Source organism: Tautonia rosea (genome assembly GCF_012958305.1).
Classification (GTDB): Bacteria; Planctomycetota; Planctomycetia; order Isosphaerales; family Isosphaeraceae; genus Tautonia; species Tautonia rosea.
In genome coordinates, this window is record NZ_JABBYO010000013.1 from 156,958 (window position 1) to 170,355 (window position 13,398).

The 13,398-nt window shown below is 62.2% G+C and carries 15 protein-coding genes; 5 read left to right on the forward strand and 10 right to left on the reverse strand.

The window, feature by feature from the left end:
* Nucleotides 1-9: 9 nt before the first annotated feature.
* The 9 genes from HG800_RS20815 to HG800_RS20855 all read right to left on the reverse strand — a co-directional run bounded on the left by HG800_RS20815 (nt 10) and on the right by HG800_RS20855 (nt 9,053).
* Nucleotides 10-492, reverse strand: a complete 483-nt coding sequence (locus HG800_RS20815) for a type IV pilin protein (protein WP_169979086.1) — start codon at nt 490-492, stop codon at nt 10-12.
* Nucleotides 489-1,562 carry a type II secretion system F family protein gene (locus HG800_RS20820; protein ID WP_235963841.1) on the reverse strand — a complete coding sequence of 358 codons (1,074 nt, stop codon included), beginning with the start codon at nt 1,560-1,562 and terminating at the stop codon, nt 489-491. The genes HG800_RS20815 and HG800_RS20820 overlap by 4 nt, the downstream gene beginning before the upstream one ends.
* A gap of 44 nt (nt 1,563-1,606) precedes the next feature.
* Nucleotides 1,607-3,337, reverse strand: coding sequence for a GspE/PulE family protein (locus HG800_RS20825; RefSeq protein WP_169979088.1), 1,731 nt, complete (start codon nt 3,335-3,337; stop codon nt 1,607-1,609).
* The gene (locus tag HG800_RS20830; RefSeq protein WP_169979090.1) at nt 3,334-4,122 is read right to left on the reverse strand and encodes a hypothetical protein; all 789 of its coding nucleotides are present in this window, start codon (nt 4,120-4,122) and stop codon (nt 3,334-3,336) included. Before HG800_RS20830 ends, HG800_RS20825 begins: the two co-directional genes overlap by 4 nt.
* A gap of 3 nt (nt 4,123-4,125) precedes the next feature.
* A complete protein-coding gene (locus HG800_RS20835; RefSeq protein WP_169979092.1) occupies nt 4,126-4,680 on the reverse strand; it encodes a hypothetical protein in 555 nt (184 codons plus the stop codon).
* Nucleotides 4,677-6,194 carry a hypothetical protein gene (locus HG800_RS20840; protein WP_169979094.1) on the reverse strand — a complete coding sequence of 506 codons (1,518 nt, stop codon included), beginning with the start codon at nt 6,192-6,194 and terminating at the stop codon, nt 4,677-4,679. Before HG800_RS20840 ends, HG800_RS20835 begins: the two co-directional genes overlap by 4 nt.
* Before the next feature lie 184 nt (nt 6,195-6,378).
* On the reverse strand, nt 6,379-6,825 hold the full coding sequence (locus HG800_RS20845) for a type IV pilin protein (RefSeq protein WP_169979096.1): 447 nt from the start codon (nt 6,823-6,825) through the stop codon (nt 6,379-6,381).
* A 295-nt stretch (nt 6,826-7,120) separates the two neighbouring features.
* Nucleotides 7,121-7,579 (reverse strand): type IV pilin protein, encoded by a 459-nt coding sequence (locus tag HG800_RS20850; RefSeq protein WP_169979098.1) that lies wholly within the window; start codon nt 7,577-7,579, stop codon nt 7,121-7,123.
* Nucleotides 7,580-7,946: 367 nt separating this feature from the next.
* Nucleotides 7,947-9,053: a hypothetical protein gene (locus HG800_RS20855; RefSeq protein ID WP_169978906.1), complete on the reverse strand. Its 1,107-nt coding sequence runs from the start codon at nt 9,051-9,053 to the stop codon at nt 7,947-7,949.
* Nucleotides 9,054-9,305: 252 nt separating this feature from the next.
* Here HG800_RS20855 and HG800_RS20860 point away from each other — a divergent pair, with 252 nt between their 5' ends.
* Nucleotides 9,306-10,055 (forward strand): DUF4058 family protein, encoded by a 750-nt coding sequence (locus HG800_RS20860; RefSeq protein ID WP_169979099.1) that lies wholly within the window; start codon nt 9,306-9,308, stop codon nt 10,053-10,055.
* A gap of 23 nt (nt 10,056-10,078) precedes the next feature.
* Here HG800_RS20860 and HG800_RS20865 read toward each other — a convergent pair whose 3' ends face one another.
* Nucleotides 10,079-11,038 (reverse strand): alkaline phosphatase, encoded by a 960-nt coding sequence (locus HG800_RS20865; RefSeq protein ID WP_169979100.1) that lies wholly within the window; start codon nt 11,036-11,038, stop codon nt 10,079-10,081.
* Between the two features lie 225 nt (nt 11,039-11,263).
* Here HG800_RS20865 and HG800_RS20870 point away from each other — a divergent pair, with 225 nt between their 5' ends.
* From HG800_RS20870 to HG800_RS20885, 4 genes are all read left to right on the forward strand, one after another.
* Entirely contained in the window at nt 11,264-12,163 is a 900-nt protein-coding gene (locus tag HG800_RS20870; RefSeq protein ID WP_169979101.1) for an SMP-30/gluconolactonase/LRE family protein, read from the forward strand.
* A 78-nt stretch (nt 12,164-12,241) separates the two neighbouring features.
* Nucleotides 12,242-12,685 (forward strand): RidA family protein, encoded by a 444-nt coding sequence (locus tag HG800_RS20875; RefSeq protein WP_169979102.1) that lies wholly within the window; start codon nt 12,242-12,244, stop codon nt 12,683-12,685.
* A gap of 82 nt (nt 12,686-12,767) precedes the next feature.
* Entirely contained in the window at nt 12,768-13,028 is a 261-nt protein-coding gene (locus HG800_RS20880; protein ID WP_169979103.1) for a type II toxin-antitoxin system ParD family antitoxin, read from the forward strand.
* Complete coding sequence (locus HG800_RS20885; RefSeq protein ID WP_169979104.1) at nt 13,025-13,381, forward strand: type II toxin-antitoxin system RelE/ParE family toxin; 357 nt, start codon at nt 13,025-13,027, stop codon at nt 13,379-13,381. Before HG800_RS20880 ends, HG800_RS20885 begins: the two co-directional genes overlap by 4 nt.
* Nucleotides 13,382-13,398 lie beyond the last annotated feature (17 nt).

Here is a 13,398-nt window from a genome sequence, read left to right on the forward strand (position 1 = left end):
CCCTTCCGATTAGCGGAATCCAGGCCGAACAACTCGCCCGGAGGTATCGGCGACCTGCCCGCTGACAACCCCAGCAGCGTCGATCGTCAGCACTCCGTGAAAAGCGGTCCCGGCGGCTCTTGTGGCCGTGGCCTGGAACTCTCCGTTGGGCTGGAGCACGATCCGGTAAATGAACGTGGGATCGTTGTACATCAAGAACGGTCCACCGGCCGGGGCGCTTGAGATCTCAGACGCTTTGAACACACCATAGGCAATTAAGTCGTTTGTCTCGGAGGTGTAGTACCGTTCGTTCAGATAGAAGAACCGCTCGGCAGCCCAGAGGGTGCGAAGATTCGCAGCGGCCATGTCGGTCCGGGCCTGTTCCACGGACGATCGATAGGACGGAATGGCCATGGCCGCAAAGATACCGATCAGCAGGGTCACGATCATGAGCTCAACGAGCGTCGATCCGGCGCGGCTCGGCCTTGGTCGTCGACTCGACAAAGCAGTCATTGGATACCACCGGACATGTTGAACATGGGGAGGTAGATCGAAAGCATCATCACGGCAATCGCCGCCCCCATTCCCACGACGATCAACGGTTCGAGCGTCTTGGAGAGCTTGGAAATGAGTGTCTCAACCTTTTCTCGATAATAGGGCGCCACACGATCCATGACCGGCGCCAGTTGACCGGATTCCTCTCCTGTGCGGACCATGTTGATCACCATGCCGGTAAACAGGCCGCTTTCCTCAAGCGCCGATGCGAGCGATTGACCCGAGGCCACCCGTCGTTGGGCCAGTTCGAGGGCGTCTCGGTAGATCGGATTCCCGCCGAGGATACCGCGGAGGGTTTCCAGGGTTTCGAGCATCGGGACGCCGCTCTTGAGCAGCAGGGCGAGGTTCGACGCGAAGCGGTACATGGTCGACTGAATGACAAGATCCCCCACGGTCGGAGTGACCATCAGCAAGCCCAGTACGCGGCGACGTCCCTCCTCGGTCCGGTAGTAGCGTCGGAAGGCGAAGATCACCAGGCCGATGCCCAGAAGGATGTAGAGGCCGTAGCTGACGACGAACTGCGAGGCGGAGACCACGAACTGTGTGATCTCGGGCAGTTCGGCCCCCATCTCCTTGAACATCCGGTCAAAGGTTGGGACGACGAACCGAAGCATGGCGGCGATCGCCAGTGTGGCCACGCACAGCAAGACGATCGGATAAAACATCGCCCCACGCATCTTTCGCTTGGCCTCGCGAGCCTCCTGGACCTGGCCCGAGAGCTCACGGAGGACGTCGGACATCCGGCCCGTGATCTCCCCGGTCCGGATCATCTCGATCCAGGAATGCTCGAAGGCCTCAGGGTAGTTGGCGGCCGCGGCATGAAAGGAACTTCCGGCCGATAGCCTGGCGGCGATCTCCGAAAGGATCTGACGCAGCCGCAGGCTTTCCGCCTGCTCCGAGCCGATCTGGATCGCCTGGAGCAACGGCGTTCCGGCGGCCACCAGCGTCGCCAGTTGCTGAAAGAAGGCCAGAATATCGTCGATCTTGAGCGTGTTGTGCGGCTTGCTGGACACCCGGGCGTGAGACATTACCCATTCGTCGAACACCATTGTCGGCACCCTTTCGAATCGAATCAGTCGTCGCCGCCCATTGCAACGGTCAAGGCGGCTTCGAGACTGGTGAGGCCGAGCCGGGCTTTCTCAATCGCATTATCGATGAGCAACGAGGCTCCCTGCGCACGGGCCGCGGCTCGTAATTCGGGCAGTGGCGCCCCCGCCTGAATCAGGTCCGCCAGTGGCTGAGTGATTCGGACGACTTCGAACACGCCGGTTCGGCCCCGGTAGCCGGAACCTCGGCAGGCATCGCAACCGACGGGGCGGTAGAGCACCTGGTCGGCGTCGAGGTTGTACCGTCTCGCCGTCTCGGCATTGCATTCATAAGGAGCCTTGCAGTGAGGACAGAGCTTCCGGACCAGCCGCTGGGCCTGAAGCAAGCGGAGGGTCGACGCCAGCATGAACGGTTCGAGCCCCATGTCCTGCAACCGGCTGATCGAGCTCAGGGCGTCGTTGGTGTGCAAGGTGGAGAGCACCAGGTGGCCGGTTAGGGCCGATCGCATGCAGATCTCCGCGGTTTCCGGGTCGCGGACCTCGCCGACCATGATGATGTCCGGGTCCTGCCTCAAAAACGCACGGAGGGCGCTGGCGAAGGTCAGGTTGATCTGTGCTTTGACCTGAACCTGGTTCAGCCCCTTGAAGCGATACTCGACCGGGTCCTCGGCGGTGCAGATGTTCGTATTTGGCTCGTTCAGGAGATTTAAGCATGTGTACAGAGTCGTGCTTTTGCCACTCCCGGTCGGACCCGTCACCAGAACCAGACCGTGGGGCGATCGGATGGCCTCGGTCATGTCTTCCATCTGGCGATTCGAAAGACCCAGACCGCGCAAATCGAGCGGGATGGCCGACTTGTCGAGCAGCCGGATGACCATCTTCTCACCGTAGACCGTGGGCATGGTGCTCAGGCGAAGGTCGATCCGGCGGTCACCGCTTCTCAGGCTGATGGCACCATCCTGAGGCACCCGTTTCTCGGCAATATCCATGCGGCCGAGAATTTTCAATCGTGAGACGATGGTCACGAAGACCTGACGGTTCAGGACCTGGTACTCCTGAAGATTGCCATCGATCCGCAGTCGAATTTTACAGGTATCTTCAAACGGTTCGAGGTGGATGTCGCTCGCCCCGGAACGGATGGCATGTTCGAGGATCTGGTTGACCATGCGGATGACGCGACCATCCCGACCCGGCGGAGGAGCCTCATCGAGGACCAAGGTCCCGGCTCGGTCTTCTTCCTCAGAGATCTCGTCGTCAAGGTCCGCCTGTTCGAAGCTCTCGGCGTCGGGAGCAAAGGCGGCAGACGATCGGTTCGATCGGTACAAACCCTCGATCAACTGTTCGACGATGCCGATCGGCGCGATCATCGGTCGAACCCGCAGACCGGTCAGGAGCTGGACCTCGTCGATGATGAGCATCTCTCGGGGAGTCACGAAGGCCAGATCGAGCTGATCGCCCCGAATGGCGACCGGGGCAATCGTCTGATCCCGGCAGAGCTTTTCGGTGAGCAATCGGGACAGCTCCGGCTCGGGAGTTGGCAGCTCAGCTCCGGGATCATAGAGCGCAACGGCAAGGTATTCGGCATAGGTCCTGGCGATTTCCGAATCGCCGATCAGGCCGGCGAGGATCAAGTTCCGCTCGTTCAGTTCCTGCCCGCGGCTTCGGATCTCTCGCAGTCCTTCGGGGGTCACGGCTCCTCGCTGCAGCAACAGCTCAATCAGCAGTGAGCGATCATCGGTCATGGCTGTTGCGTTCATCGCGATCCCTCCCCAGAGGCGGCGAGCGCGGGAGCGGGCGCGGCACGGTTCGAGGGGGGAGAGACAAGCAATCGAAGCAACGCCTTGGAGATCTCCGGCAGACTCCCGCCCGATTGTCGGGCAATCTGTTCCATCAGGTCCGGGACGGGAAGATGAACCCCGGCCGCCGCCAGCGCGGCCCGGGCATCGGCCAGCGTTTCCAGTCCAAAGCGCGAGCCGCGATCGTCGGTCGCTCTCGAAGGCGCTGGGCCAGCCTCCACCATCAGCGCGGCCAGACGGTCGGGAAGCTCGAGCACCAGCGGATCCCGACGGTCCCTGCGGCCGAGGACGACCCGACCAGGCTCGATCTGGGTAACCGTCCACTCGTTCCGGGTCGAGCTTTCTGGCCGTTCGAGCGCCTCCCCCTGTCGATAGACGCGGCCATCAATGATCGCCGCCCGGCGATCTCCCGAGACGAGCGTCGCCCCCAGCGTAAAGGCCGAGGACGGCATGCGAGGCGTCACCGCCGCTTCCGGCGGAAGCGATGGCACATTCCGGAGGGGGGCTTGGCTCGCCTCACCGTTGCTCGGCCGAGCTGCCAACTCCGCCGGATGATTGGTTTCTCGAAACGGATCCCGCGTCGAAGGTGGTCCAAAGGCGGGCTTCAGCAGACTGGAATCGATCTTCGGCAGCGCCGGGGTCGGCGCGGCCTGGTGCAGTGGTGGTGCCACGTGAGGCCAGACGCAGTAACCGACGGCCAGAAGAAAGCCGGTGAGCGGACCGAGTTTGATGAGCTCGTCGGGCATGATTTACCCCTCGATTCCTACCAGCAAGAGTTGCATTTCGTTGATGCTTCCTCCCTGCGAAGCGCTGTTTCCGTTCTTCGGTGTGATCTGGATCGAGTCGATTCGGATCAGCCGAGGAGACTCTTCGAGCCATCGAAGAAATTGCTCAAGGATCGGAAAAGATCCCTCGATCACGATGTGATGGACCGAAGCCGAGTAGGGGCCTACCTTGATTGAAGGACGCGGATTGAGGGAAACCAGCTTGATCTCTGGAAACTGCCGCACCCCGGCCATGATGAAGGGAACCCAGACATCTCCGTCGTCCGGCTCCGGCAGAAACGCCCCGAACCCATCAGCCTGCTGGCGAAGGTGTTCCACTTCGTGGGCCAGGGCCAGCCGTTGGCGGCCGATCCTGAGCCGGTGCTCGTCCTGAGCAATCGCTCGATCAAGTGGGGAGTAGGTTGCAAGATACCAGGCCACGAGCAACACGAGGTTGAGAGCCAGACCCAGTTGGTTCGGCTTGTGCAGCAAGTCCCGGAGGGAATTCACCAGTCGGGATGAGGAGGTCGCTTCGTTCATCGGGACGTCTCGCGAGACGGTTTGGAGGAGGTGGCTCCCGGCTGGCAATGAACCACGAAGGACGCTGTTGGAGTGCGAGACGGGCCTCCTGAGTTCCATCGCAGGCCAGCCATGTCGACATCCGGGAGCGTTTTTTGGAGCAGCGGGCTTTCTCGGAGTGCCTCGATCAACACCTCAACTTCCGGAGAGACGGCCCTGCCCGAGGGAATCGGCGCATCGATCGCCAGGGTTAACGACCGCTTCGGCGCGGTCTTCCTACCCTTCCCTCCCACGACTTCGTAGGTGGCCTGACCGTCAAACTTGGTGACCACCATCCCGTCGGGGAGCAGATCGGCAATCTCTCGCTCGCACTCGGTCCAGAGAATTCGGCTCGAAAGATAGCGCTCGATCGATGAGGTTCGCTGCATCAGATCGTCACGCTCCTGGCGAAGCTTCGGCAAGTCGAGCGACTGGAGCCAGGGATACTGGCTCTGCTCCGCCCGAACCGCGATGAACTCCCGGTCCAGCGAGCGTCGGTGTTCAATCATCAAGAAGGTTGCCAGCGCAAGCACCGAGGCCTGAACGGCCATCTGCCCCCAGGGCAGCAGGCTGAAAATCGGTTCTGGCGGCCGCAAGTCTCGGGCCAGGTTGAACGTGGACAGGTGCGGCAAGCACCCCAGGGCCAAGCCGGTGGCGATCTCGCCCGCTTCGTATGCCGGACCGGGATAACGCAGGACCCGGATCGGCACTCCAGACCCGTGAGACAGTTCAGCCAGCGTGTCGAGATCGGGACGTCCGTGAATGATCAGGGCGGCCGGGGGGGTATCGGCTCCGTACACGCGATAATTACTGGAAACAAACCGATGCATCGAGAGAATGGCCATTCCCTCAGAACCCGCTTCGAGTGGAAAGTACCGCCACATGAGCGGCGTGTCGTCGGCGGTCACGATGGCCATCGCGTGCTCGTGACCAAGAAAGACCCGCAGCGCCACGGGGCATCTGCGGGGGGTTCGATACCGCTCGACGGCAACCCGCAGCAATGCGCAGGGAGCCGGTTCGACCTGATAGGGGCGAACCTCGCACTGTTCCAGAGCTTCAAGAATCGGACTGAGCGCCTTCTTTCGACAAGCCGCCAGGCTGGCGAGCGATCGACGCCCCAATTGCCATCGAACAGCATCGACCTGCATATGATCGATATTCAAATTGGCCGACTGCAGGATCTCGTGCAGCAAGACCTGAGGAGACTGGTCCTCGGTGTTGCGCTGGATCTGCACGGGACGCGTGGAGAAGAAGACGCCCATGCCGGGCATTCCCACGGCAATGGGTGCCCGTCGCCATGCTCGGCTGGTCCGCAGCGGCTCAAGCAGTCGTTGGATGATCGGTGTCGGCGATTCCGACGCTCGGGGCTCCACCTGCCGATCCACGACGACCGGTCCCAGGGGAGTGAATGCGATCCGAGAGAGGGCAATCTCGCGTTCACCGACATGCAGACCAATGCTGCGCCTTCTCGGAACGTTTGCCAGGATCGCTTTCATCGATCGCTCGCCTTCCCCGGCCGGTCAGATTGGGAGTGAGGGGGAATCGCGTCACAGACCCTTCCAGGAGCGATCAAGGCCCGCCGCCCGCGGTGGTTGGGGTGGCGGGCCTCGAAGAAGGACCATGAACATGCGGGTGTTCGTCCTGACCACCTGGGGTTTTGATGACTCGTGCCGCCATGAGTTACAGCCCAGCACCAAGCCCGCCGATCGGATTGATCTCGGCACTGATCGTGCTGTTGATCGCGTCGTAGCCTTCCTCGTTAAACGTCACCTCGTACTGCTCATAGCCGGCTGAAGGCCCGGATCGTGTGAGCGTCATCGTCCACGAGAGTTCGAGGTCCGGATTCCCCGTGATCGGGCCGGGGTTGAAGTATTTTGGGATCGGTGCCTGAATATCCAAATCCGTCAGGGTCTCTGCATAAATCGATTCCCGAGCAAAATAGCGTTCCTGAGCCGTGCGGACGGCGGAGAGATACGCGAAGGCTTCGGCCGCTTTGGAACGTTCGACCGATTGCAGGAAGCGAGGGACACCGAAGGCCGCCAGAACGCCGATGATCACGACGACCACGGCCAGCTCGACCAGCGTGAAACCCTGGAAAGGCCTCTGGATGGTTCGGTTTCTTTGCATGGAACCCGCCCTACCGCATCGAAAAGACGCGTCCGAGAACCCTTGCGGTGCCGCTACCCTGCAGAATCGTCAGGTCATCCGCTGCCGTTCCTGCCAGGATGACCGCGAGTGTTTGTGATGGAACCTTCGACGATGGAAGACATGCGAGGTCGGAATCCCCGCCGCTCGATGGACGGGTGGCGGGGCTCTCTTGGGGGAGAGGTATCGTCGACGACCATGTCTCGAAACGTCGTTTGGCCGCCCCCCAACCCGCAAGAGGTTGTGAGAGCGGCCTGACTCCGGGCGAGAACGAGGATCAGGTTTGCGGATCAGGGGCGGCGCCCTGAGCACCGATCGGGTTGATCTCAGGATCAATGTCGCTGTTCGTCGAATCGAAGCCTTGATCGGTAAAGGTCACCGTATACGGTCCGTAACCGGCCGACGCACCAGATCGCGTCAGCGTCAAGGTCCAGGAGTCCTGGAGGTCCGAGTTTCCAGACACCGTACCGATGGAGAAATACTTCGGGGTGGGTGCCTGGATGTCCAGATTCTCCAGAACGTCGGCGTAGGTGCCTTCCCGAGCGTGATAGCGTTCCTGCGCGGTGCGGACGGCGGAGAGATACGCGAAGGCTTCGGCCGCTTTGGAACGTTCGACCGATTGCAGGAAGCGAGGGACACCGAAGGCCGCCAGAACGCCGATGATCACGACGACCACGGCCAGCTCGACCAGCGTGAAACCCCGTCGGGGCTTGGGAATTGACAGATTCGCGTACATGAAAACCCTCGTTGTTCGGTGGCGGATAGAGACACTGCCCCGCGACACCATCGCCCGCCGTCTTGCCGGTCTCCCCGGATCGGCGGTCGAGCGTTCGCCCCGGAACGCCCGCGGGCGAGGCGATCGCGTGGGACCTCGTCGTCCCCGCCGGTGCCGCTTCAGTGTCGCTGCCAGATACCTAGGTTGAGCTTGGGCCGCTGTCAAATGGATCCCTTGATGGCTGCAATGGTCCTCCTCCCCAGTTGCAAGATCGACGGTTCAGCGCCATCTGCTCGGGTCCGCGCACGAAACCGCCCCGACCGCCGGATCGACGGTCAGGGCTGGAAACGTTCGATCGCTCGTCACCGAAGCCATTCGACCAAAACGGCTAGGGTAACAGCTGCCACCCTGAGGCAGCGACCGAAAGGCTCGTGTGCCCCTTGTAGCGTTCGAAAACCTCGTGCATCTCCTCAATCGAATCAAAATACCCAACCACATGGGCCGCGCTAAACGACTCTCCTGCCTTGACTGGACGCCCGTGGATTTCCTCGATCATCACGATGATTCCCCCCGGCCGCTGACTGCACCAGGCCTCATAAACGACTGAGGGTTCCAGCGTCAGACCTCCGAGCCAGGGCCCCTCGTCCCCTGTCTCTGGATCGCGGAGCCGGTACGCGCGAATGAAGTGCTCGGGCGTTCGGTTCAGGTCGCGTCGGTAGCCGAACTTCAGGTCGGGAGGGAACGGTTCAAAGAACTCTTGAGACGGAATCCGAATCCCGTTGGGGCCTCCCAGATAGCTGAGATAGACCTCGCTGAATGTGTCCCCCTGCTCGTGCCGAATGCAGCCCGGCGTGTCGTTGCGGAGGAACATCTCCGGAGAATCATTAACGCTGTCGATCCGATCCATCAGGAGGAAAAAACGCTTCCCTTTAGGAAACACAATCAACTGAGTCCAGGTTGATCCGGGAGTCCGACCAGGCGCCGCATATACAAACTGATAAGTGGTTTTCACGGCAACGAAGTCGTCTCCCTGGATCACCTCCGGCTGAACCGGCTTCATGCGATGACAGAGCTGCGGCCCTTCGATCATTCGCTTGCGGTGGCTGCTCCCGTGCGCCATCAGGGCATACGACCGGCGGCCGGGATCTTCCTCGTTCTCGAACCAGGTGTAGCGCCCGACCCCGTTCCCGTCGGGGGCAAACACCTGATCGGCCCAATCGTCATCGCTGCCGGGCTCCATCAGCCAGTCGATCACCATCAAGCCATCACCGACTTCTCGGAATCCGGTCGTCTTGTCGAGAAACGATCCTTTCTCGATCCCGGTCATCCACTGTTTCGGGTCGCGCTTGGGAATCACCGCCTCAAGCAGATCCGTCTCGATCGTGATTGCGCGGTCGTCCTCGGTCACCTGAACCCATCCTGGTTCGTCGGCAACGGTGACGAGAGGAACCAGCGCGACAACGGCAACACTCAGGGCTGTACGAATCAAGATCATGAGCAATCCTCAGTCATGATGGCCCGGCCAGGGCCAGTTCGAAGGGGGAATTCCGTCCGTTGCGTCGGACCGAGTTCCGAGGGGCGAACGCGTTCCGGCCGATCGGGGCGACCGCCACGACCGCGACCGTCATGCTATCCGGCTGTCGGTTCGGCGTCTTGAGGGCATCGTCGGGGCGGCCCTGGTGCCCCGGTCCCCGGTCACGCGAGTTTCTCCCCGGGCGCGGTACAATCACGACAAAGGAGGTGGCCCATGCCGATCCACGACTGGACCCGTGTCGAAGCCGGCACGTATCACGATTTCCACCAGGATTGGACGATCGAAATTCGGCGGACACTGAATCGAGGAATTCTTCCCGAAGGCTACTTCGCGATGGCTGACCAGCGCGTCAGCGGTCCAGAACCGGACATCGTCGCATTACGCCTGCGAGGCCCCGAGCCGACGGGCGGGTTGGCCGTCGCTGAGGTCCCTCCCCGGATGAAAACGACGGCCCAGGCGGAGCTGGACGCAGCTCGGTACGTCATGAAGGCCAACCGCATCGTGATCCGGCAGGGGCTGGGGCGGGTGGTGGCGATGATCGAGGTGGTCTCTCCGGGCAACAAGGCTTCGAGGTCGGCCGTGGGCGAGTTCGTCTCCAAGGCGGTCGATTTCCTCCGCCACGGGATTCATTTCCTGATGATCGACCCCTTCCCAACCGGCCCTCGCGATCCGCAAGGGCTGGCGCATTTGATCTGGGACGAGCTAGTCGATCACCCGCCAGGGCCCCGCCCCTCCGACGCTCCCTTGACCGTGGCCGCGTTCGATGCCGGACCGCCGTTGACCACGTACATCGAGCCCTTGGCCGTTGGCGATTCCTGGCCCGAGGCCCCGCTCTTCCTGGCCCCGGGATGGTACGTCAACGTCCCGCTCGAAGCGACCTACAGGGCCTCGTGGGAGGTGACCCCGCTGCCAATCCGAGATCTGGTCGAGCGCCCAAAAACGATTGAAAATCCAGAAGTGTAAAATGTCAAAACGCCTCGTGATGCTTAGTGACCCGGGACCCTGGCCGTCGCCGCCAGTGCCTCGGTGACAGGCCGGGCGATCCAGCACTCCGGCGGTGTGATCCCCAGCAAAACCGCGGCCGTGGCCGCCGTGTCGTAGGTGTTGATCGGGTCCGCCAGCTCGACACCGCACCCAATCCCCGGACCGCTGAGAATCCAGGGGATGAGCATCTCGTCCATTGTCGCGCCCCCGTGCGAGGTTCCCCGCCCCCCGTGGTCCGACGTGATCAGCACGGCAGCCCGATCGGTCAGACCGGCACGGTCAAGGGCCGAGACGATTCGCCCGATGAACCGATCGGCCTGTGTCACGGCATCGAGGTACGGCTCGCTCAGGAAGCCGTGATCGTGCAGCGCATGATCCACGTGATCCAGATGAACAAACAGCAGGGTCGGTCGCCGATCGACGAGGGCCGCCTCGGCCGCAGCAGTCGCCGCCTCGGGTCCATCGGCGTCGAGGTCCAGGTCAACCTCGTCTCCGTTTAGCAAGCGGCCGAACCCGCCCCAGTCGTAGATCACCGCGATCTCAGCCTCGGGCCGTTGCTCGCGAAGGATCGAGAAGATCGTCGGGAACCGTCCGTCCGGCCCGGCCACCGTCGGCGCGATCTCAAAGGCGTCGGGTTCCCAGGCGTTCGAGGTCACGCCGTGCTGTTCCGGCCCGGCTCCCATGATCATCGACGCCCAGTTCGGGCTGCTGGAGGTTGGCATCACGGCCCTCGCCCGCATCGACCAGGCCCCCCGAGCGATCACGGCGTCGATTGCCGGCGTCTCGGCGCGACGGATTCCCTCCGGCCCCAGGCCATCGACCCCAACGATCACCAAATGATCCACCCGGGCGCGCGGAGCAGGTTCGGCCCTCGTCTCTTGCTCAGTCGGATTGCCGGAAATCGGCATCGAGGTCATCAGCGCAAGGGTCAGCAGCGATGTCGGCAGCAGGAGGCGAATCATGGCAAGGTCCTCTCGGCTCGGCGATCAGTCCGCGTGGTCCTGGCGACGATACCCGGAGCGTGTTGAAGATTCACCTGAAGGGTCACTCGGAATGCCGGCAATTGCGGCCTCCTCGATCACCGTTGGCTTTACAACGGGCTCGGGTCGCAGAACAATGGCGATCGCTCCGCGATCGGCGAGGGGGGCATTGAGTCCACGATGACGAGTCATCAACGAGGCAACGCAATGGACGGTCGAATTCCGCAGACGCTCGCAATCGGGGCCGTGCTGATGCTCGGAGCGGTCGCGAATGACCCAGACCAGGCCACTCCCCTGACCGAGACGGGCGCCTTCACCCCCGGCATCGAGGGGCCCAACTGCGATGCGGCCGGGACCATCTATGCCGTGAACTTCGCCGAGCAAGGCACGATCGGCCGGGTGACTCCCGAAGGCGTTGGCGAGGTCTTTGTCCGTCTTCCCAGTCCAAGCGTCGGAAACGGCATCGTCTTCGACTCCAACGGCATGATGTACGTGGCCGATTACGTCGGCCACAACGTCCTTCGAGTCGATCCTGAGACCCGCGCGATCACCGTCTTCGCCCACGAACCCCGCATGAACCAGCCGAACGACCTGGCCATTGCCCCCGATGGGACCCTCTTCGCGAGCGATCCGAACTGGTCCGAAAGCACCGGGCAGATCTGGAAGATCTCCCCCTCGGGCGAGGTCTCTCGGGCAGCGGCCGACCTGGGAACGACCAACGGCATCGAGGTCAGCCCCGACGGGGCCTGGCTCTACGTGAACGAGTCAGTGCAACGAAATGTCTGGAAGTTTCCTATCCGCGATGATGGCTCCCTGGGCGAGAAGCAGCTCATCAAGCAATTTCCCGACCACGGCTTCGACGGGATGCGCTGTGACGTCGACGGAAACCTCGCCATCACCCGGCACGGCAAGGGGACGGTCATCCTCATGACCCCCGACGGCGAGATTCTCCGGGAAATCGACGTGCTCGGGAAGTTTCCCACAAATCTTTGCTTCGGCGGCCCCGACGGCAAGACCGTTTACGTCACCGAGGTCGAACACACGAGACTCGTCTCGTTCCGCGTCGAAACGCCGGGCCTGGCCTGGCAACGACATCACGATCGGTAAGGCCGCACCCTCGTTCGAAGCGGTCCATTCGTCCATTCAAACTGCACCATTTTGTGCCTAACAGGATCTCATCAGCTCATGAATCCCCAAGACAAGGCGGAAGCACTCGGCCTCACCTTCTCGAAGCAGGAGCCCGGCTACCTGGCATTGGTCGTCCGCAGCGGGAATCTTTTGATCACGTCAGGACACGTCAGCGACATCAAAGGGAAGCTCGGTGCCGGCCTTTCCGTCGACGAGGGGAAGGCCGCCGCCCGCGAGTGCGCCGTCAAGATCCTCAACTCGGTCTGGAACGCCCACGGAACCCTCAACGGCCTGCGCGTTCTGAAGGTCCTCGGCTGCGTCAACTCGACGCTCGAATTCCACGAGCAACACCTTGTCATCAACGGTTGCAGCGACCTCCTGCACGAGATCTTCGGCAAGGACGGCGACGGCTACCACGCCCGCAGCGCCCTCGGCTTCGCCCAGCTCCCGACCGGCGTCGCCGTCGAGGTCGAGGCCATCTTTGAGATCAAAGGTGAATAAGCTGCCTGGAGTATTCCTCGGTTTACTCCTCCTTGGCAATTTCTGTCATCAATGCTACGGTTGACGGGGAGAGGAGGGAGTTATGACCACCATGAACATCTCGCTTCCCGAAGAAATGAAGGCCTTTATCGACGCACAGATCGCTCGCGAGGGTTATGCCTCGGCGAGCGAGTATGTTCGTGATCTGATCCGAGAGGCTCAGCGGCGACACGCGAGGAACGAGCTGGATGTCAAGCTGCTGGAAGGCCTTGAAGGTCCTGCTGTCGAGATGACCCGTGAGGACTGGGACGCGATTCGTCGCGAGGCGCTCGAAGGGCTTCGCGACGGAGGCTCAGCCCCGTGAACGGAATCGTCCGCCGCCGGGCCTCAGCCCGACGGGATCTGGTGATGAACGCTCGGTATTTTGCTCGTGAAGCGGGATTCACCGTGGCCAATCGGTTCCTTGACGCGGTTGAGACGACGTTGGATCAGCTAGCAAGGCAGCCAGGCCTAGGGACCCGGTACGAACTCGAATCTGACGTGGTCGGTGAACTGAGGGTTTTCCCCGTCACTCGGTTTCGTAAGCACCTCATCTTCTACCGGTCGATCGACGGCGGGATTGAACTGGTCCGCGTCCTGCACGGTGCCCGAGAGATTCACCCTCTCCTTGCCAAGGAGTTTGGCATCGACGATACGGTCCCAGACGCAGACGAATGAGTGTCGCGTGCCTCCCG

Bases quoted from the DNA above. Each gene is read 5' to 3' on its own strand.
- HG800_RS20820 (WP_235963841.1), bottom strand. From the start codon at position 1,562: ATGTCTCACGCCCGGGTGTCCAGCAAGCCGCACAACACGCTCAAGATC.
- HG800_RS20865 (WP_169979100.1), bottom strand. From the start codon at position 11,038: ATGATTCGCCTCCTGCTGCCGACATCGCTGCTGACCCTTGCGCTGATG.
- HG800_RS20870 (WP_169979101.1), top strand. From the start codon at position 11,264: ATGGACGGTCGAATTCCGCAGACGCTCGCAATCGGGGCCGTGCTGATG.
- HG800_RS20835 (WP_169979092.1), bottom strand. From the start codon at position 4,680: ATGAACGAAGCGACCTCCTCATCCCGACTGGTGAATTCCCTCCGGGAC.
- HG800_RS20815 (WP_169979086.1), bottom strand. From the start codon at position 492: ATGACTGCTTTGTCGAGTCGACGACCAAGGCCGAGCCGCGCCGGATCG.
- HG800_RS20875 (WP_169979102.1), top strand. From the start codon at position 12,242: ATGAATCCCCAAGACAAGGCGGAAGCACTCGGCCTCACCTTCTCGAAG.
- HG800_RS20860 (WP_169979099.1), top strand. From the start codon at position 9,306: ATGCCGATCCACGACTGGACCCGTGTCGAAGCCGGCACGTATCACGAT.
- HG800_RS20845 (WP_169979096.1), bottom strand. From the start codon at position 6,825: ATGCAAAGAAACCGAACCATCCAGAGGCCTTTCCAGGGTTTCACGCTG.
- HG800_RS20880 (WP_169979103.1), top strand. From the start codon at position 12,768: ATGACCACCATGAACATCTCGCTTCCCGAAGAAATGAAGGCCTTTATC.
- HG800_RS20855 (WP_169978906.1), bottom strand. From the start codon at position 9,053: ATGATCTTGATTCGTACAGCCCTGAGTGTTGCCGTTGTCGCGCTGGTT.
- HG800_RS20830 (WP_169979090.1), bottom strand. From the start codon at position 4,122: ATGCCCGACGAGCTCATCAAACTCGGTCCGCTCACCGGCTTTCTTCTG.
- HG800_RS20840 (WP_169979094.1), bottom strand. From the start codon at position 6,194: ATGAAAGCGATCCTGGCAAACGTTCCGAGAAGGCGCAGCATTGGTCTG.
- HG800_RS20850 (WP_169979098.1), bottom strand. From the start codon at position 7,579: ATGTACGCGAATCTGTCAATTCCCAAGCCCCGACGGGGTTTCACGCTG.
- HG800_RS20825 (WP_169979088.1), bottom strand. From the start codon at position 3,337: ATGAACGCAACAGCCATGACCGATGATCGCTCACTGCTGATTGAGCTG.